Source organism: Priestia sp. YIM B13486, from assembly GCF_042787865.1.
Classification (GTDB): domain Bacteria; phylum Bacillota; class Bacilli; order Bacillales; family Bacillaceae_H; genus Priestia; species Priestia megaterium.
Genome location: NZ_JBHZOZ010000003.1, coordinates 32,966 through 51,979, shown reverse-complemented (window position 1 = coordinate 51,979; position 19,014 = coordinate 32,966). Strand labels below are relative to the sequence as shown.

At 40.1% G+C, this 19,014-nt stretch carries 21 protein-coding genes; 5 read left to right on the top strand and 16 right to left on the bottom strand.

What is annotated here, in order from left to right; genetic code table 11:
- Window positions 1-208 precede the first annotated feature (208 nt).
- The 6 genes from ACFX4G_RS08275 to ACFX4G_RS08250 form a co-directional block, all read right to left on the bottom strand.
- The gene (locus tag ACFX4G_RS08275; protein ID WP_377573946.1) at window positions 209-1,087 is read right to left on the bottom strand and encodes a metallophosphoesterase family protein; all 879 of its coding nucleotides are present in this window, start codon (window positions 1,085-1,087) and stop codon (window positions 209-211) included.
- Window positions 1,088-1,326: 239 nt separating this feature from the next.
- Complete coding sequence (locus ACFX4G_RS08270; protein ID WP_377573944.1) at window positions 1,327-1,515, bottom strand: hypothetical protein; 189 nt, start codon at window positions 1,513-1,515, stop codon at window positions 1,327-1,329.
- A gap of 144 nt (window positions 1,516-1,659) precedes the next feature.
- Window positions 1,660-3,039 (bottom strand): sugar porter family MFS transporter, encoded by a 1,380-nt coding sequence (locus ACFX4G_RS08265; protein WP_377573941.1) that lies wholly within the window; start codon window positions 3,037-3,039, stop codon window positions 1,660-1,662.
- Between the two features lie 147 nt (window positions 3,040-3,186).
- The gene (araA, locus tag ACFX4G_RS08260) at window positions 3,187-4,611 is read right to left on the bottom strand and encodes an L-arabinose isomerase (protein WP_230183242.1); all 1,425 of its coding nucleotides are present in this window, start codon (window positions 4,609-4,611) and stop codon (window positions 3,187-3,189) included.
- Between the two features lie 29 nt (window positions 4,612-4,640).
- Window positions 4,641-5,339 carry an L-ribulose-5-phosphate 4-epimerase gene (locus ACFX4G_RS08255; protein ID WP_097822963.1) on the bottom strand — a complete coding sequence of 233 codons (699 nt, stop codon included), beginning with the start codon at window positions 5,337-5,339 and terminating at the stop codon, window positions 4,641-4,643.
- Window positions 5,333-6,964, bottom strand: coding sequence for a xylulokinase (locus ACFX4G_RS08250; RefSeq protein ID WP_377573938.1), 1,632 nt, complete (start codon window positions 6,962-6,964; stop codon window positions 5,333-5,335). Before ACFX4G_RS08250 ends, ACFX4G_RS08255 begins: the two co-directional genes overlap by 7 nt.
- Window positions 6,965-7,301: 337 nt before the next feature.
- Here ACFX4G_RS08250 and ACFX4G_RS08245 point away from each other — a divergent pair, with 337 nt between their 5' ends.
- Complete coding sequence (locus tag ACFX4G_RS08245) at window positions 7,302-8,408, top strand: GntR family transcriptional regulator (protein WP_377573935.1); 1,107 nt, start codon at window positions 7,302-7,304, stop codon at window positions 8,406-8,408.
- A 90-nt stretch (window positions 8,409-8,498) separates the two neighbouring features.
- Here the strand turns inward: ACFX4G_RS08245 and ACFX4G_RS08240 are convergent, their stop codons facing one another.
- A complete protein-coding gene (locus ACFX4G_RS08240; RefSeq protein ID WP_377573932.1) occupies window positions 8,499-9,482 on the bottom strand; it encodes an HD domain-containing protein in 984 nt (327 codons plus the stop codon).
- A gap of 230 nt (window positions 9,483-9,712) precedes the next feature.
- On the opposite strand from ACFX4G_RS08240, the gene ACFX4G_RS08235 reads away from it, so the two are divergent.
- Window positions 9,713-10,093, top strand: a complete 381-nt coding sequence (locus tag ACFX4G_RS08235) for a FixH family protein (RefSeq protein WP_377573929.1) — start codon at window positions 9,713-9,715, stop codon at window positions 10,091-10,093.
- Window positions 10,094-10,138: 45 nt separating this feature from the next.
- On the opposite strand, the gene ACFX4G_RS08230 is transcribed toward ACFX4G_RS08235, so the two are convergent.
- The 5 genes from ACFX4G_RS08230 to ACFX4G_RS08210 form a co-directional block, all read right to left on the bottom strand.
- Entirely contained in the window at window positions 10,139-10,516 is a 378-nt protein-coding gene (locus tag ACFX4G_RS08230; RefSeq protein WP_377573926.1) for a hypothetical protein, read from the bottom strand.
- Between the two features lie 73 nt (window positions 10,517-10,589).
- The gene (locus tag ACFX4G_RS08225) at window positions 10,590-11,273 is read right to left on the bottom strand and encodes a hypothetical protein (protein ID WP_097822967.1); all 684 of its coding nucleotides are present in this window, start codon (window positions 11,271-11,273) and stop codon (window positions 10,590-10,592) included.
- 180 nt (window positions 11,274-11,453) lie between these two features.
- A complete protein-coding gene (locus tag ACFX4G_RS08220) occupies window positions 11,454-12,821 on the bottom strand; it encodes a nucleoside recognition domain-containing protein (RefSeq protein ID WP_377574861.1) in 1,368 nt (455 codons plus the stop codon).
- 13 nt (window positions 12,822-12,834) lie between these two features.
- Window positions 12,835-13,566, bottom strand: a complete 732-nt coding sequence (locus ACFX4G_RS08215) for a FeoB small GTPase domain-containing protein (RefSeq protein WP_097822969.1) — start codon at window positions 13,564-13,566, stop codon at window positions 12,835-12,837.
- Complete coding sequence (locus ACFX4G_RS08210; protein ID WP_013058246.1) at window positions 13,559-13,816, bottom strand: FeoA family protein; 258 nt, start codon at window positions 13,814-13,816, stop codon at window positions 13,559-13,561. Before ACFX4G_RS08210 ends, ACFX4G_RS08215 begins: the two co-directional genes overlap by 8 nt.
- Before the next feature lie 432 nt (window positions 13,817-14,248).
- Here ACFX4G_RS08210 and ACFX4G_RS08205 point away from each other — a divergent pair, with 432 nt between their 5' ends.
- The gene (locus ACFX4G_RS08205) at window positions 14,249-15,178 is read left to right on the top strand and encodes a DUF3298 and DUF4163 domain-containing protein (RefSeq protein WP_377573921.1); all 930 of its coding nucleotides are present in this window, start codon (window positions 14,249-14,251) and stop codon (window positions 15,176-15,178) included.
- Between the two features lie 149 nt (window positions 15,179-15,327).
- Here ACFX4G_RS08205 and ACFX4G_RS08200 read toward each other — a convergent pair whose 3' ends face one another.
- Window positions 15,328-15,495, bottom strand: a complete 168-nt coding sequence (locus ACFX4G_RS08200) for a hypothetical protein (protein ID WP_098247867.1) — start codon at window positions 15,493-15,495, stop codon at window positions 15,328-15,330.
- A gap of 329 nt (window positions 15,496-15,824) precedes the next feature.
- On the opposite strand from ACFX4G_RS08200, the gene ACFX4G_RS08195 reads away from it, so the two are divergent.
- Window positions 15,825-16,205: a VOC family protein gene (locus ACFX4G_RS08195; protein WP_377573918.1), complete on the top strand. Its 381-nt coding sequence runs from the start codon at window positions 15,825-15,827 to the stop codon at window positions 16,203-16,205.
- Between the two features lie 79 nt (window positions 16,206-16,284).
- On the opposite strand, the gene ACFX4G_RS08190 is transcribed toward ACFX4G_RS08195, so the two are convergent.
- Window positions 16,285-16,668, bottom strand: a complete 384-nt coding sequence (locus ACFX4G_RS08190; protein WP_013058250.1) for a FixH family protein — start codon at window positions 16,666-16,668, stop codon at window positions 16,285-16,287.
- A gap of 205 nt (window positions 16,669-16,873) precedes the next feature.
- Window positions 16,874-17,221, bottom strand: a complete 348-nt coding sequence (locus ACFX4G_RS08185; RefSeq protein ID WP_377573916.1) for a DUF6054 family protein — start codon at window positions 17,219-17,221, stop codon at window positions 16,874-16,876.
- A 145-nt stretch (window positions 17,222-17,366) separates the two neighbouring features.
- Here ACFX4G_RS08185 and ACFX4G_RS08180 point away from each other — a divergent pair, with 145 nt between their 5' ends.
- Window positions 17,367-17,786, top strand: a complete 420-nt coding sequence (locus tag ACFX4G_RS08180; RefSeq protein ID WP_016765035.1) for a MarR family winged helix-turn-helix transcriptional regulator — start codon at window positions 17,367-17,369, stop codon at window positions 17,784-17,786.
- A 45-nt stretch (window positions 17,787-17,831) separates the two neighbouring features.
- On the opposite strand, the gene ACFX4G_RS08175 is transcribed toward ACFX4G_RS08180, so the two are convergent.
- Entirely contained in the window at window positions 17,832-18,995 is a 1,164-nt protein-coding gene (locus tag ACFX4G_RS08175; protein ID WP_377573913.1) for a DUF4179 domain-containing protein, read from the bottom strand.
- Window positions 18,996-19,014: the final 19 nt, after the last annotated feature.

The window sequence follows — 19,014 nt, the reverse complement described above, 5'->3', positions numbered from 1 at the left end:
TCTCACCTGTTCCGCTTTTCCCGCAGGAGTCTTCGTCTTGTCCTCCAATCACCTGCTAGAAAGACCTATACACATGAAATCTACGTTTACCCTCACAAAAAAACGAACCACTAATCACACATCTTGATCAATGGTTCGTTTTTCACTTCGTCTAAAATCCTTTTGTCCCAGCCTCTTTTTTTGAACCTAGCTTTCTACTTTCTTGTTTTTACAAACAATTTCTTCGAGGTCGTCCAAAATCCTTCCAAAGAAGAGGACCTAAAATGTTGTACCTGCTTACAAAAAATTCCGTAAAATTATAATTATTTAAAATTAAAGGCGGCTCAAAATCAAGGGGAGCGCCGGCGCCTCCTGACAATACAAAATCAGTGCCTCTTCCAAGCGTAAACGACCCGTTTCTGTTTTTTCTAATAAACTGCTCGTCATACGCATGCACGTGGCTGACTAACACTTTTTTCACGCGGTGTTCTTGAATTAAATCAAAAAACTCTTGACTTTGAGGAGTCGTTACAGGAAACCCTTCAAGGTTTGTCCACCGACCGATATTTGGCTGCGCATGCATGGCTATAACGGTATTACGAGGAGCATCCTCTAGCTGCTGCTCTAAATAATTAAGCTCTCTATCTGTAAATCCATATATTTTATTTTTGGGACTGATGACATTATTTAATGCGATGCACCGGAAGTTAAAGACAGGAATATCAATAACCCAGTGTACTTTTCCGATAGTGGCTCTGAAGTTTTCGAGATTGCTTTCATCAAGGTACAGTTCATCATGATTCCCTACGCATACAAACATAGGAATGTTTGGGGCGATTTTTTCAACAACCTTAACAAAGTGCTCCAAATACTCTTTTTTCCCTGTATAGACGGTGTCTCCCCCATGAATAATAAACAGCGGGTTCAATTCCACCGCCTTTTTTAACACAAGCTCAAATTCACCGCTCATCGTGAAACAATTATCGTTTGGTCCGTCACCTCTGCTGTCTCCCATAAAAACAAAGTTAAATGGATCTCTCGGATTTAATTGTTTAATTCTTTGCTTTAATAACTTTTCAGAACGTTCATGAAGCGTCAAATTTATCAACTAGTTAATCCCCCTATTAATAAATAAATTTAGTTAAAAGTAAACAAGCTTACTTATTTATATGAGAATTTGTTGATGGTGGTCACTACCTTCTTGCAAGCAGAACGCACATTTAGCTTTCGTTTTAGAAATTGCTAGTTATGAATATCTATTAAAGTCCACACTATGATAAGCTAACCTATCTTTCCATTTTATTAGGCACTAATATGACAGGGTAAAAGATGAATTCTCTGTATCTACTAATAAGAAAGAGGCTGGGGACGAACAAAGGCCGACATGAGCTGAACCGCTTGTTCCCCCGCAGTTGATTTCCGTGCAAGGCTTCGCTTTCCGCGGGCGGCCGATGAGCCTCCTCGTCGCTTGTGCGCCTGCGGGGTCTCATCTGTTCCGCTTGTCCCGCAGGAGTCTTCGCCTTGCTCTCCAATCAACTGCTAGAAGAAACGAAACAGCTAAAACCTGCGTTCACCATAAAAAAACGAACCATTAATCAAAGTGTTTGATTAGTGGTTCGTTTTTCACTTCAGCTAAAATACTTTTATCTCAGCATCTTACATTTAAAACATTTACGACAATTAAACATATTTATTACGCTCAACTGGACTTACAGAATTTCTTCCAGAACGAGCTGCCATGTCCGTTTCAATTTGCTCTAGGCTACGTCCTTTTGTTTCAACAACTACAAAACGTATGAAGAATAAACCGAGAATACAAATGATCCCGAACGTTGAAAAGATAACGCCCAAACTAAACTGATCAGCTAAAATTGGGAACACAAGCCCTACTGCCAGCGATCCTGTCCAGTTAAAAGCAGATGAAATCCCAGCACCGATTCCGCGTACAGAAAGCGGGAAAATTTCTCCTACAATGATCCACGTAAGCGGCGCCCAAGAAAACGCATAGCAAAGGATAAAGCAGCAAAGAGCAATTAACGTAACCCAGTTAACAACGACTTCATTAACGCCTAACGCTCCTAGAATAGCCGGTGTGAAAAATGAAAGAGCCATACCCGCGCCGCCAATCGTAAGAATGGTACGGCGGTTGAATCTATCGACAAACTGCAGAAAAATAAGTGTTGTCACGACGAAGATTACCCCAACAATGACCGTAAAACCAGCAGCTACCTGCGGGGCTAAACCAACTTGACGAGCAATGCTTGTTGCATAATAAACAATTGAGTTTGAGCCTTGAATCTGCTGAAAAGTTGCCATTCCGACGCCGATAATTAAAGCTAGACGAACCTTTTTATGAAACAGCTGTTTAATTCCTGATTGTTCATGAACAGCTACGCTTTCAATTTCAGACACTTCAGCTTCCACTTCAGCTGTTGACCGGCGAAGCGTGCGCAGCACTTCACGCGCTTTATCTGGCATTCCATTTTTAATTAAGTAGCGAGGCGACTCTGGAAGCTTGATCATACCGATGCATAATACAATTGCAAAAATACCGGCGCTGCCAAGCATTAATCGCCAGCTGTTTGGAACCGGCTCAAAAATAAAGGCTACGATATAGCTTAATAATAATCCAATTACAATCATTAGCTGATTTAAACCTGAAAGCTTGCCGCGAATATGAGCAGGTGCGATTTCTGACATATAGGCAGGAACTAAAGAAGAAGCCGTTCCTACTGCTGTACCTAAAAAGACGCGCGCAATCGTTAACGTAATTTCCTCTGGTGCAATCGCTGAACCGATGGAGCCTAAAAGAAAGATGATCGACGAAATTAAAATTAACTTTCTTCGTCCAAACTTATCGCCTAATAATCCGCTTAAAATGGAACCGATAATTGCTCCTCCCATTAGCGACGAAACCACAATTCCCAGCCAGAGCGGACTCAAATGAAACGCTTCACGGATATGACCTTCTGCACCAGCAATAATCCCAATATCATAACCGAATAAAATACCGGCAAATGAGCCGAAGAAGAAGATAAACTTACTTGATACTTTACTCATGATTATAGATCCCCTTTGTATTGTCTTAGTTTTGCTTCCTATCACACAAATTTAAAACGCTTTCATTTATTTCTAAAAACGGCGTTCTTTTACTAACACTATATTTTTACTTCCAAGGAAGCAGCGCTCCCTCGAAAGTAGTGATGCTTACTTAATAATGACGTACTCTAGATCAACAAGCTTTGCATAGCTCACGATTTGATCGGTCGTTAAATTTAATGAAAGTACCGTATGATGGCCTCCTCCGTTTTCAATCCACGCTTTAACGCCGTCTTGGAAGTTTGGCTTAATGTTCCAAAGCACGCGCGCCACCGGAAGATGTGGAGCTGGAACTTCCGGCTCAAACGCCGATACTTCGTTAATTAACAGCTTGTAATGCGTGCCGAAGTCAGCCATGGAAACCACTACGCCTTCTCCTTGTTTACCGTCAAACACTAAGCGGGCCGGATCTTCGCGGTTACCGATACCTAGCGGAGAAACGATTAGTTTTGGTTTGTTTACCGCTAGCGTTGGGTCTACTTCAAGCATGTGTGATTGAAGCACAGACTCGCGTCCGGGAGCCAATTCATACGTGTAGTCTTCCATAAAGCCCGTTGACTGATTATGGCTCATTACTTTGAGCAAGCGGTCAAGCGCCGCTGTTTTCCAGTCTCCTTCACCAGCAAAGCCGTAGCCCTGTGCCATCAAGCGCTGTACGGCTAGACCTGGAAGCTGTTTCATACCGTATAGATCTTCAAAGTTAGTGGTAAAGGCGCTGTAGCCGCCTTCATCTAGAAAACGTTTAATCGCAATTTCATAGCTTGCCTGTACTTTTACACTAGACTCCCAGTCTTCTGCAGAATAATCACCGTAGACAAATTCATACGCGTCTGCATATTCAGCAAATAAATCATTGATTTCTTCTTCCGTAACGGCATTGACATATTGAACAAGGTCACCGATTCCGAAGTAGTCAACCGTCCAGCCAAATTGAATTTGCGCTTCAATTTTGTCTCCTTCCGTTACGCCGACGTTGCGCATATTGTCACCGAAACGCGCAACTTTAATGTTGAAGCTTTCGTTATAAGCAGCGGCTACGTCCATCCACTGTGCAATTTGCTGCTGTACTTCGGGGCGCTCCCAGTAGCCCACTACGATTTTATTTTGCTTGTTCAAACGAGCGTTGATAAAGCCGTATTCACGATCACCGTGAGCGGACTGATTCAAGTTCATAAAGTCCATATCAATCGTTTCCCAAGGAATGCTTTCGTTAAATTGTGTTGCTAAATGAAGCAGCGGTTTTTGCAGTAGTTTGGTACCGCGAATCCACATTTTTGCAGGCGAGAACGTATGCATCCACGTAATTACGCCGGCAACTTCATCTCGGTAATTCACTTCTTTCATCATCTTTGTAATCGTGTCAGCATTCACAGCTAAATCTTGCAGAACAATCGGATAAGGCAAGACACCGCTTTCATTTAAAGCATCAGTCATCGTTTGCGCGTGTGCTTTTACTTCTGCTAGCGCTTCTTTTCCGTAAAGATGCTGTGAACCAACAATAAACCAAAATTCTTTTTGAGCTGTTTTTAACATGATAATCCCCTTTTCTGTATGTAAGTCTTTTACTGTCCTTGCCCGTAATACGCATTTTGTCCGTGTTTTCGTAAATAATGTTTGTCTAATATACGCTGCGGCAGCTCTTCAGCCAGCCCGTTTAATTTTTGTGTAAAGAAGTTCATTTTGGATACTTCGTCTAATACGACGCTGTTCATTACCGCCGTTTTGGCATCTTTTCCCCACGTAAACGGCCCGTGCCCTTGAAGTAAAATGCCAGGAACCGCTAACACATCTAAGCCGCGCTCTTCAAATGTTTCGATAATCACCTTGCCGGTTTCCACTTCATATCCGTCATTCACTTCTTTTTCTGTCAAAAAGCGCGCGCACGGTACGGAACCATAAAAGGTATCGGCATGAGTCGTTCCCATTGCCTGCACATCAAGTCCTGCTTGAGCCCAAATGGTCGCCCAGGTTGAATGCGTATGGGCAATACCGCCGATTTGCGGGTAATGTTTATAGAGTACGGCATGTGTCAGCGTATCAGATGACGGATTAAGCTCACCTTCTACCACGTGACCATCTAGATCAACGACTACCATGTCTTGCGCCGTCATTTTCTCGTACGTCACGCCGCTTGGTTTAATTACAAACAAACCGCTGTCTCGATCAATGGCACTTACATTTCCCCACGTATACTTGACCAGTCCGTGTTTTGGCAAATCGACGTTTGCTTGAAATACTTCTTCTTTTAATTTATCTAGCACACTAACTCCTCCCGTTCTTCGCTGTGGTGCTCTGCAGCTGCTTTTTCAATCACTAGCCCTTTTTTATATCTTTTAATAAATGCTTCAAACCCTTTTACATCGAGTTCGTCAGGATAAATTTCTTGTGCGGTCACTTCTTTAAAGACTTTATCATCCAAGAAATCTTCTAAACTTTCATTCTCACTTTTATTGAGCATATAAGAAGAAAGAATAGCCATTCCCCACGCGCCTCCTTCTCCTGCTGTGTCCATGACGGAAACAGGCGTGTTGATTGCCGCTGCCATCATTTTTTGACCAACTACCGGCGTTTTAAATAATCCTCCGTGCGCTAAAATACTGTGAATCTTTACGTTTTCTTCTTTGACTAAAAGATCCATCCCTATTTTTAAAGCGCCAAAAGCTGTAAAAAGATGTGTACGCATAAAGTTTGCTAGATTAAAATTACTTTTTGCTGAACGGACAAATAGCGGACGTCCACTTTCTACTCCGGTAATATTTTCACCTGAGAAATAGCCGTAGCTAAGCAAGCCCCCTCCATCAGGGTCAGCTTCTAACGCTTTATTTAACATCACTTCGAATAATTTATCCGACTCTACTTTTTGCCCCATCGCCTCCGAAAATTCGCGAAACAGTCCGAGCCAGGCGTTTAAGTCGCTTGAGCAGTTATTCGCATGAACCATTCCAACTGGACTGCCGTTTGGCGTGGTAACCAAATCAATTTCCGGATAAACGTTTGAAAGCTTTTTATCTAGTACAATCATCGCAAAAACGGACGTTCCTACTGAAACATTTCCCGTGCGTTTTCTTACGCTGTTTGTCGCCACCATTCCCGTTCCCGCATCTCCTTCTGGAGGACAAAACGGAATGCCCGGCTGCAAATTTTTTGATTGATCTAAAATGCTAGCTCCTATCGCTGTTAATGTACCTGCTTGCTCGCCTGAAGTATGAACTGCGGGCAGAATATCTGATAGTTGCCACGGATATCCTTTGTAGGAAATAAGCTCATCAAACTGCTTCATCATATCTTCACTGTAATTTTGCGTGCGTTCATCAATTGGAAACATCCCCGAAGCGTCTCCAATGCCAAGCGCCTTACTGCCCGTCAGCAGCCAGTGAATATAGCCGGCTAGCGTTGTCATGTAATCAATGCGCGGCAGATGTTTTTCTTGATTGATAATTGCCTGATAGAGATGCGCAATGCTCCATCGTTCAGGAATATTAAATTGGAAATGTTCAGTTAATTCTTTTGCTGCTGCGCTTGTTGTTGCATTACGCCACGTTCGAAACGGAACAAGCAGCTCACCCGTTTTATCAAACGCCATATATCCGTGCATCATAGCTGAAACGCCGATGGAGCCAACTGTTCGAATGGTGATCCCGTAGCTTCGTTCCACTTCTTGCTTCATTTCACGGTAAGCACTTTGCAGACCTGTAATAATATCGAGTAAGTTGTACGTCCAAAAACCGTCTTCTAAGAGATTTTCCCATTCATAACTGCCAGATGCGATCGTTTCAAAGTTTTCATCAATCAGCACCGCTTTAATACGAGTAGATCCAAGTTCAATTCCAAGGGACGTTTTCCCTTTAGCAATTGCTTGTTTTATGCTTTCTTGAGTTGTTTTCACGTTTAATCTCCTTTCTGATAGCTATAACAATACCTATAGCAGTAAGGAAGCGCTTTCCGTTTTATGTAACGCTGTTTGAATTTGTTAACAACTTAAGTATATTTATTTGTACGTACATTTGTCAATATAAAAATTATATATACACACAAATATTCAAAACATCCTACTATTCCCTTCTTAAACTTTTAAAAAATCGGTATTCAACCCTTAAATCATTTTCCTTTCGATTAAAAATCAAGGAAATCTTTTCATTTATTCACGTTCATGATAAAATATGTCCATACAAATTTTACACACAAAAAAGTTGAATGTATACAACTACGAAAGAAGTGAAAACATGAAGCCAAAATATCAGGTGATTTTTGAGGATATAAAAAGCAAAATTCTTTCAGGCGATTACAGCATGGGCGAACAAATCCCGACTGAATCGGTCATGCAAGAAACGTATGGTGTCAGCAGACATACGGTTCGAAAAGCCATTTTAGAGCTGTCGAATGAAGGATTTTTAAGAAGCGAAAAAGGATCTGGCACCTATGTGAGCAATCAGTATCAATCCAAATCTAGCGGGGCTTCTGCCAACAAAACAATCGGTGTAATTACCACCTATATTTCCGACTATATTTTCCCTTCTATTATTCGCGGAATTGAAAGCAGGTTAAATAAAGATAATTATTCGCTGCTGCTGGCGAGCACGAATAACGATGTAGAACAAGAAAAAAAAGCGTTGGAAATGATGCTTTCCTACGGAGTAGACGGTCTAATTGTTGAGCCTACAAAAAGTAATTTGTACAATCCAAACATCTCGTATTATTTATCATTCAAAGAACAAGACGTTCCGTTTACGATGATTAACGCCTACTACGAAGAATTGGAAGTTCCGTTTTTTTGTCTAGACGACGTTCAGTCAAGCTACCTTGCCACAAATGAATTAATTTCAAAAGGTCATACACAAATTGGACTCATCGCAAAAATGGATGACCTGCAAGGAAAGTACCGAATGAAAGGCTACATAAAAGCGCTTGGTGAAGCAAAGCTCCGCTTTCAGCCTGAGCATATTTTGTCTTTTAACACCGAAACAAAGCTTGATTTGTACGCTAATTTAAAGACGTTTCTTACTGAAAATCATGACGAAATGACGGCTCTTGTCTGCTATAACGATGAAGTCGGATTAGAAGTTGTAAATGTATGCAGACAACTTGGCATTTCTATTCCGGACAAGTTGTCAATTATTGGTCAAGACAATTCGTACATCGCTAAAAATGCGACGATTAATTTAACAACTTTAACCCATCCGCAGGAACAAATGGGACACGATGCGGCGGATTGGATTATTAAAAAGCTGCAGGGCAAAAAAGAGTTACCAACCGAAACCTACTATCAGCCTGTGTTAGTTGAAGGTGAAACGATTAAAGAGTTAAATGCGAAGCGTGATGAAGTTCGTTAAGAGAAGGCTTCCTTAGAGGTCTATAAAACTTCTTATGAGAGAAAGGGATGCACATTATTATGCATCCCTTTCTTTATGTAATGATTCCCTTTATAACGGAGCCTGAATGCTGAGATATACTCCTTTTTCTATCTTTTGTTTTGCTTCTTCTATTACTCTTTTAGCGGTAAGTGATAACTGAGATACAGGAGCCGCCCCATCTGAACCAATAACAAGAGGATCAACCCAGCGCATTTTTGTCGTTTGGTGAACATCATGACAAGACGCTGTTCCTTTTTGTACTTTGCTGTTAAAAAGAGCAGATAACACCCCTTCAATGCTGCTATCTCCAGCATTTTTCAGCAGCCGAACCACATCTTCATCCTGCTTTAAAAAATCTTCAATAGATAAAATATCTTTTTGCAAAGCGAGCTTGATAATTTCCGTCAGCTGATAATTTCCAAACATATTAAGCGGATTCATAAAAAAGCCAATCACTTCTTTGTAATAAGCATCCACAAACCACTCTGCCGCTGCTAAATTACTGCATGCCATTTGTTCATTAAATACGACAAGCTGATCCAAAAAAGCATGCACTTCTTGTAAAGTAATCTCCCCGCATACGTACAAATCCCGCAGCGTATAATCCACGCGGTCAGCGCATAAGTGCGGAGCGTTCTGTTCGAGCAGCGTCCACTGGCTTTCATCAAGCAAGATATCTCGCCAGTTTAAACCGGCGCTTTTTAAAATAGAAGGAATAGATGACCCGGTCACAATTTGTTCGTAAATCGTTTCATGATAATTTTCTTCTTTTTGTTCCAAAACATAGTCAATCACATGAGAAAATGCCGTATGTGAAACGTCATGTAATAAAGCCGCTATTTGCTCTTCCAAAGAGCCTCCGAGTCTATTTACAAGCATCATCGCACCAACGGAATGATCATATCGAGTAGTATTCCAGTCTTCATTTACAAACCGGCTCGCTCCGCCTTGGTAAATTCCTTTTAAACGCTGTACGGGATCACTTTGAATGAGTTCCAAAAGAACGCCGTCTGCTTCAAATTTGCCGTACAGCTCATCATAAAGTATGAGCATATTTCTCTCTCCTTTTCCTAGCTTATTATGTTTAATCCTAAGCTCAAGACGGAATGCTGTAAAGTTGTGTTGCGATCGTAAACTATTTTTTGTGACAAAATGTTCGAGTTTCTTGCCGTCACACTCATAAAAATCACTCATTGGGATGATTTTATTTTGTGACTTCAGTGATAAAGTTTTATGGAGAAATGTATTCACTAATAGGATATAAGATAAAAAAGGAGATATTTATGAAAAAGCTTAGCATGCTGCTGCTCGTTTTAGTTATTGCCGTGGTCGGCTGTTCAAAAGGAAATGAGCAACAGTCACAGGAAGTAAAAGGAACAATTGAAGTGCCGCAAACTATTAAAGCAAACGAAAAAACATCTATTAACGTGCTCGTTACACAAGGAGATAAAAAAATCGAAAATGCAGACGCCGTACAGATTCAAGTTGAAAAAGAAGGCTATATTAACCAGGAAATGATCGATGCAAAACACGAAGGTAACGGCGCATACAGCACGGACTATACGTTCAAAGACAACGGCGAATATACGATTACCGCTCATGTGACGATAAAAGGCGACATGAAAATGTTTACGAAAAAAGTGACGGTTGGCGAGAAAAAGTAAATAGCCTATCAAAAAGCGACCTCTGCTTGTCAAAGGTCGCTTTTATTATTTCTTTGATTCTTTAATACGGTCAAGATACTGCTTCGCACGAAGCAAACCAAGATTTTTTTCTTTTCGTATGTATTTAATAGCCTGCACATCACTTCGGCCATTCATCATCATCAAATTGACTCTGTTTTCAAAAGCCTCGTCTTTCTCTATTTCTAGCTGTTTCCACTCTTCATTTAAATCACGTTTAGGTGTTTTGAGCAGGAATATCACGAGTATAACAAGAACGCTACTTGTGGTGATATAAAGCCAAAGCCAATCGAGAAACCAGCTGTTAATCACATTCACTACGATGAGAATGGTGAAACAAGAGTATAGCCTTGTTTGATACTTATTAGCTTTTTTTGAATCTATTTTATTAGAAAATATCCCCACCGTCAGCCTCCTTTTAGCACGTTATCCGCGCTTTTTTCTACTAATCTCTCTTAGTGTAAACTGCAGCTTCTTTTTACCTGATGATGACGCTTTTGGTCGTACCCTCGCTTGTCTGATAGCTTCCCGAACTGTTGCTGCCAATCACTTGTATGCTGCCGTAATTACGATAATCTTTGTCCGAAGCATGAGAGGTTTGTAGTTGTTTTAACTCCGTTCCCTCTAAAATAAAGTAAGGGCCGTCATAACTCGTATTCTCGTACTCACCGGAAGAATAAAGGTGCGTGTACACATAGCGACTAGTTGTAAAGAAATGCTGATTATTAAGAACCTCTACCTTCGAAAAAAACTCATCTGCGGTCATTAATCGGTCATATTGAGCAGGCTTTCGATCAACTTTGTCACTTGTAACCGTTAAACGATCCTCTCCTTTGTCTTCACAAGAAAAACATGAGCTGTAATGTAACGTTGTATAGGAATTATGATCAGAAGGATCTATTACTGTAAACCGCATAGAAGATATGTTTTGATTCCTATCGAGCGTTAAACGAAAATCTTCTATTTTTGCATTGTTCTTTGACAGCTGCTGTTCTTTTCGAAATGATTCCCAGCTTTTGCTTACTTCTCCAGACTTCAGCTCATCTCTTGTAAATAGAAGCGTTTGTTTTGTACCTTTATAAACGACATTTACAATACTGAGAATAAGGAGAGCAAGGATTCCCAGCCAGCAGATGGTTTCTGCTGCCTTGTTTTTCGCCATAGTTGTTCTCCCCCAGAAGTTACATGTGTGCGTATCATAAAACAAATACACATCATACAAATTACCATTTCTCCTAAAAAATATCAATCAATCTTACATTATAAAACTGAAAATCTAGTTAATTAACAACTCATAAAAAATACAGGGCTCTTTTTAAAACCCTGCACTTTTATATCATATTTAAATAAGGTTAAACGCTTTTACCACTTGAGCAACCGTAAACGTAACGCCAATCGCAATCACTGTTGGTATTGCAAAAGCAAGAAACGTCCACTTGACATTTTTGGTTTCTTTATAAATATTCACAAGCGTCGTTCCGCACGGAAAATGCAGAAGCGAAAACAACATCATGTTAAGAGCTGTTAGCCACGTCCAGTGGTGGTCAAGGAAAATTTGTTTCAGTCGAGTTGCATCTTCAATTTCAATTAATGAGCCCGTTGATAAATACGCCATCAGTAGAACCGGTACAACAATTTCATTAGCGGGCAAGCCAATGATAAAAGCAGCTAGTATATACCCGTCTAGCCCCAGCGTCTTGGCAAACGGATCAAGAAACTGAACGAAGTGCATTAAAATACTTGTGTCACCGATATAGATATTAGCCAATACCCACGTTAACACCGCCGCGGGTGCTGCAACAATAATCGCGCGTTTTAACACAAACAGTGATTTATCCAGCGTCGCGCGCACAATCGTATCAACAAATTTCGGCTTGCGGTAAGGCGGAAGCTCTAGCGTATAGTGTGTTGGTACTCCGCGCAGCGCCGTTTTAGAAAGTGCCCACGATACGAACAGCGTCACCACAATTCCGAATAACACTGTTCCGACTACCACAAGCGCCGTTACGAATGTTTTAGCACTCCCTGTAAAGCCTGTTGCCATAAATAAAGAAGCTAACAAAATCAGCGTAGGCCATCTGCCGTTACACGGAACAAAGTTATTTGTTAAAATCGCCATCATACGTTCACGCGGCGATTCAATAATACGGGTTGACATAATCGCTGCGGCGTTACATCCAAATCCCATCGCCATCGTCAGTGACTGCTTGCCGTGTGCGCCTGCTCGTTTGAACAGACGATCCATATTAAACGCGACGCGAGGCAAGTAGCCGTAGTTTTCTAAAAGCGCAAACACCGGGAAAAAGATGGCCATCGGAGGCAGCATCACGCTAATGACCCATCCTGTACCTCGAAACAGTCCTAATACAAGAATTCCGTGCAGCCATTCCGGCGCATGCATCATTTGAAAGAAAGCTGTTAAATACCCTTCCGCCCAGCCAAATCCTTGTGCGATTAATCCGGAAGGAACGTTTGCGCCGGCTATGGTGATATAAAAGATGACCGATAAAATGCCAAGCATAATTGGAAATCCCCAGATCGGCGAAGTGAAGACTTTATCCAATTTCTCCGTGCGCTGAAGCTTTGAGCGGTCTTCGTACACAACTGATTTTTTACATATTTGCTGTGACGACTTGTAAATGCTTGCGACCATATTTGAACGATGATCTTTTTCTTTTGCCTGCTGAGCATAGCGTGTTAGCTGTTCCATGGCTAATGAGTTTTCAGGAGTTAACGGATTTCCCATATGCGCTGTTCCTCCTTTCTGTGTGACTGGTGTCTTGCTGCTGACGCTGCTGAATCGTTTCTAAAAATGATGTGTCTCCATCAAGAACCCGTAAAGCAATCCAGCGGAGAGGAAATTGATTTCCCACAATAGAAGCAACTTGAGGTTCTAGCTCCTTTAGTGACGCTTCAATTTCTTTTGTGTACTGCACCTGGTAAGGATTTAGCTGTACCTGCCCGCTTACGACTTGTTCAATAGCATCTAGCAAATTCGTAATTCCTTTTTTATTGCGTGCTGATATAGGTACAACCGGTACGCCTAGCGATTCAGCGAGCTTTTTTTCATTAATCACAATTCCTTTTTTCTTTGCTTCATCCATTAAGTTCACGCAAATCACGACGTTTTCAGTCATTTCCATTACCTGCAGCGCTAAATTAAGATTTCGCTCCATCGCCGTTGCATCGACCACCACAACCGTAACGTCAGGTCTTTCAAATAAAATATAGTCACGCGCTACTTCTTCGTCCGCTGAGTTTGAATAAAGTGAATACGTTCCAGGCAAATCGACGATTGTGTAGAGCTGCTGGTGATGTTCAAACGTCCCTTCTGCTTTGGCTACGGTTTTCCCCGTCCAGTTTCCCGTATGCTGCTTGAGACCGGTTAAGCTATTAAATAACGTACTTTTTCCTGTGTTCGGATTTCCTGCTAATGCAATACGATACTTACTCACCGTCGTCACCTACTTTTTTTACATAAATTTTTGAGCTCTCTTCTTTTCTGAGACCAATCGTTGTATGACTGACTTGATAGGCAACAGGATCTCCTAACGGGCTTTTTTGAAGCACTTTGATAATTGCTCCTGGAATAAATCCTAAATCTAACAAGCGTCGCTTTAAGGCACCTTCGATTTCGATTCGCTCTAGCTGTACCGTTTCACCTGTCGTAAATGTAGACAATGGATAATTATTTACACTAGCCATCTATTTTTCGTCCCTTCTCATTTTTTACCTAAGGTTATGTTTTTTTCACCAGACCAACTTTTAAGGTAAAAAAAATATGCTCGTTGATTTTTAATAAGGTATTCTGCTGGTGCAGAAAAATGAACATGTCAGCATCATTTATTTAAAATTTTCAGTTTTTACTTGTCATGATACCGAAAGTTTACCACAGGAAACTTTTTTAGTCTAGGGTAAAATACTGTGTTTTTTCTTATTTCTACTGAAGGCATAAAGTGCGCCGGCTATTTTATTTAATTATTTAATAAGAGGAATCAAGTCGAAAAATAATTTAGTAAACACGAATTAATAAAAGTGAAAAACTGTAAAAATATGCTATACTAGTGAATGGGTTTTTTTTGAAAATAAAGTATTGATTAGCTTTAAAACCTCAAAAAATCACTTTAGGGGGCTTTTATGAAAAAGTTCAAAAGAGTTAGCGCAGTTGTTTTAGGTTTGGCTTTGTTATTCTCACCGCTTGCTCCGCAAACAGTTGCAGAAGCAAAAGTGGTGTGGGGGAATCAGGAACTGGTTAAAGGGCAAATAGGACGCGTTACCGTTTTAAAGAACACGAATCTTTACAACATTAAAAACAACAAGTTAGTAGCGGCTAGAAAAGTGACAAAAGGGCAAGTATTCCGCGTGTATTCTGAGTCCAGCAAATTTGGTGGTCTGTATGGGGTATCAAAGGGTACCTATGCTCAGAAGTCATCAAGTATTAAGTATGAAAAAGCACCTAGTGACAAAATTCAAGCACTAGGAGTAACGGTTACGAAGAAATCTTTAGCAAGCAACATTAGCTATCCGCAGGTGTCCGGCCTTATCAATAAACCATTTGAAGCTAGCTATAATCGAAAATTTTTAAACATTGCGAAAGAAGCACAAAAAGAACACAACGAGCTAAAAGAACAGGAAAAGGAAGACCGTAAAAACGGCTGGGCACCAGGTCCTTATTCTCGTAATATGACATACTCTGTACCTTACAACCAAGATAATATTTTAAGTGTTGCTATTACGAATGATGCGTACGCTGGCGGCGCTCACGGCAACGCTTGGATTGATACTTATAATTACGATTTATTGAAAGCTCGACAAATTAGCTTGAAAGATATTATTAACAACAACACTAAGTTGAATAAATTTAATAACTATATTCGCAATGAAATGATTGCTCGCAATAAAAAAGGTGCTCAGTTCTGGGTTAATGAATTTAAGTCTGTAAACTTAAAAGAAGATCAGTTTTACTACACAAGTAGCGGCATTGCCATTATATTTGGTGAGTATGAGTACGGCCCGTATTCTAACGGCATTCATACATTTAAAATTCCGTCCAGCGTTTATAAATAAGATAATCGTATAAAACAAAAAAGAAGCTTACGAATCATCAGTTCATAAGCTTCTTTTTCTTTTTTTCTGCAAAATAAGCGGAGCAAAAAAGAAAGGTGAGCCCTATTCCGCTTCTTATAGCCTAGAAAAAACCGCTTTTAGAAGTATTTTTATAGTGTTTGAAAAAGAGAAATGGTCAGAACTAACGTCAGCAAGGAGCCTGCGGATGTTAACATCATTATTTTTCGGTTACTCTGATTCTTTTCAGGTTTTAAAAACTCTTGAATGGCTGCAAACCAGACAACAAAAGTGATTAAAGAAAGTATCCCCATAGACATACGAGCATCTCCATTCATATATGTATTTAGATTTTTAACCCATCTAATCAACAAGCTTTTCAGACCAAGTTACTAAAATAAATGCCACTTCTCATCTAATATTAACATAAAATCCCATAAATCTTTAATGCATTGTGTAAAACCACAATATTTAAAAAAACAAGCTATTTATAAAACACTCTTTTGAACTAAAAATAGACATACAGCTGTCTTTGTCTATTCTCCTTTTTACAAATGATATACTTATTTATAGAAAAATTTCTCAAAGCTCACCCAGTACTTACCTTATCGTCAGAGAAAGAAAGCTTATATTGTGAGGAGGAAACGAAATGATTAAAAAATTAGACCATTTTGTGCTAACGGTAAAAGATATTGAAAAAACGACTCACTTTTATACGGTTATTTTAGGCATGAAAAAAGAAACGTTCGGAGAAGGAAGAATAGCGCTTCGTTTTGGTGAACAAAAAATAAACTTACATCAAGCGGGCCATGAATTTGAGCCAAAAGCAAAGCATCCTCTTCCCGGCTCTGCTGATTTATGTTTTATCACAGAAGAAAAAATCGAAAGCGTAATTAGTCATTTACAAAAACATGATATAGAAATTGAAGAAGGACCCGTCAAACGAACAGGTGCTGTAGGACCTATCGTTTCTGTTTATGTAAGAGATCCTGATTACAATTTGATTGAGCTATCGAACTACTTAGATTAAAGCCATCTTACTAAAAAAGAGAATGCACGAGGCATTCTCTTTTACATGGCTATATAAGCCCCTTCTGCAACTATAAGCTTTACTCTTTAGACTTACCTACCTCTACTTTTTTCGTAAACATTTTCATGTCACCGTCTACCGTCACGTGAGCGGTAATCATATATTCGCCGTCTTCTTTAAACGTATAGTCCGTGCTGTATACACCTTTTCCTTCGTGCGGTGCTTTTGTCATTTCTTGATTGATATAGCCTTCTTTTTCAACTTGGAACTGTACGTCATCGGCGTTTTCCACTTTTTTATCTCCTTGTGTCACAAGGACTTTAAGCTTGACTTGTTCATTTGCTTGAATTGATTCCGGTACTTCAATCGTTCCTTTTACTTCTTTTGAACTTGAATCATTTCCTTTTGAACAGCCTACTATAGCTATCATTAAAACAAATAATACGATGCTGAGTTTTTTCATTATGTTGTTCCCCTTTGTTATGTAAATGTGAAGTCTTCCTGCAATTTCATATTATACTCATTTATCCGGTAAAAAGAGAAAAACTGCTTATTGTCCACATAAAGTTCTTATTTCTACAGTAGCTTTTGCATCTTTTCATTTCTCTACTCGCCCTTCGCTTCACAAAAAAAGCTGAAAAAGCTTATTGCCTTCTCCAGCTTTGCCTTTATCTTTGCGGTTCTTCTAACGTGTACGATAAGAGGGCGTTTTCTACCCATCGCACAAAACCTTTGCTTCCTCCCCAATCAATATTTAATATCCCTTCTGCGCTTCCTGAAGGAATACACTTTACTTTGTTTGGACCGGACACATTTTCTAAAATAATCGTTAGTGATCCCCTGCCGCCGGTGCGGAAAAAATAGCGTTCAAACACAAGCGTACACATCTGCTTGCCATCTCCGAGATCATAATATTCCTTGTATAATAAGTCACTTTCCGAATTATTTGCATTCACAAGCTTTTTTGCTCCATCAAAAGGAAGCAGCGTCGTTTTAAACTCAATTACTTTTTCCATCACTCAAGCCCCTTTCTATCGCAACAGATATGTACTACTTCTCTTTTTCCCACTAAAAAACCTGCCGCTTCTCTTTATGTACAATCAATATGGTACAATAGAAGAAAAAGAATTGTTTGAACGGAAAAAGGAGCATACAACCTCTATGAATACACGAGATCAACTTATCCAAAATGTGGTTTCAACGATGCGAAACCAAACGAAAAAAATGCAGCTATCGGTTATCCCCACTTTAAAATCATATATTCCTTTAAATGAATTTTTAGCGCTTCGCCTGCTGTATAAAGAAGGCAATCATATCGTTTCTGAGATTGCAGAGCATATGCACATCTCAAACAGCAGCATGACGTGCGTCAGCGACCGCCTCATGGAAAGAGAATTTGTCACGCGCGTACGCAGTCAAAAAGACCGCCGCGTTGTCTACTTATCCATTACGGATAAAGGAAAAGCGTTTGCAGAAGAAATGGAAAAAGTGCTCACCAAAGAATATGGTGAAAAGCTTAGCCATTTTACGGATGAAGAATTACAAACGTTTCTTCGCTTGTTAAATAAAATGGATATCTAATAAAAAACCAGATGCACGCTAAGCAGGCATCTGGTTTTTATTTTGTTATTTGTTGTTTACCTTCAAATTAAAGGCGTCTGAGGTTAAGTCTTTTGAACTGTCGTTTTCGTAATCACTTACATACGGAACAAATCGCAGCATAACCACTCCTTTGTCGTTTCGGTACTCTTCGTCCATTTCTAGCACTCTGTCTGTTCCTCCTCCACTGCCGCTTTCAGAAAGATCTCTTCCATTTTGGTCTTTTATTTTTACACCCACGTTCGTTCCGTTTCGAATGCTTCCGGTTGACGATGTAAACGTATAGTGCAGCTTAATCGAAACAGGCGATACGCGAACTTCTTTAATAGACAATACGCCTTCTATTTCTTTTTCATTAATCGGAATTTCTTTATTTAACGGATACACTTTTGTATCAGCAATAATTTTTGAGCCGTTTACGCTTGTATGAACCGTCCAATTTCCTTTAATTTCTCCGTAGGAATCCCGGTAGTTCCCGCTTTTCGTCTGAGCAGGATTCTTTTCAAATTCTAGACTTGTGAACTGCGCGCTGATTTGATAGTTTTTATTTGGATCAATATGATCTAGCACATTGTAGCCTTCCACATCGATTTTCCCGTCTCCGTTCGTGTCCGCTTGCGTTAGTTTTAAAGCGTACAGATAGTTCCAGCTTCCGTCTTTGTTTTTGATTGGTTCCTCTCTAATACTGGAAGCCGAATCAAAAAACGACATGTTGCCAATTTTCACGCGCAGCTCTCCTGGGCGAATTGGCGCGTTTCGATTAAGACCTAGTGCAGTTCTTCTAAATTCATCTGCGCTAATCGTCAGCCCAAGCAGCACCTGTCCGTCATCAAGCATCAGCTCATTTACTTTTACTTGAATGCCTTGGTCCGTTGCTGTTTCATTTACCGTTTTTTTATAGCTGCTCAAGCTGCCTTCAGGCTTGTTCATAAGCAGCTCGATTTGCTGGCCAATTTGCTGACTGATTCGCACAGCCGATGCCCATACCGTTTCGTTTTGCATCATCACAGGCGTCACAGCAAGCAGCAGCACCGCAGCGGCGATCAGCGGACGCGCTTTTTTTCGAGTCGGCTTTATGTCACGCTTTAAACGTTTTTTCATACGCTTTTTCTCGCTTGCCGTTAGCTCAATTTCTTCATATTCATCAAAATCTACAGAAGATCCATTTAATAAGTCGTATTGATTTTTCATCTTTGTCCCTCCTTATTTC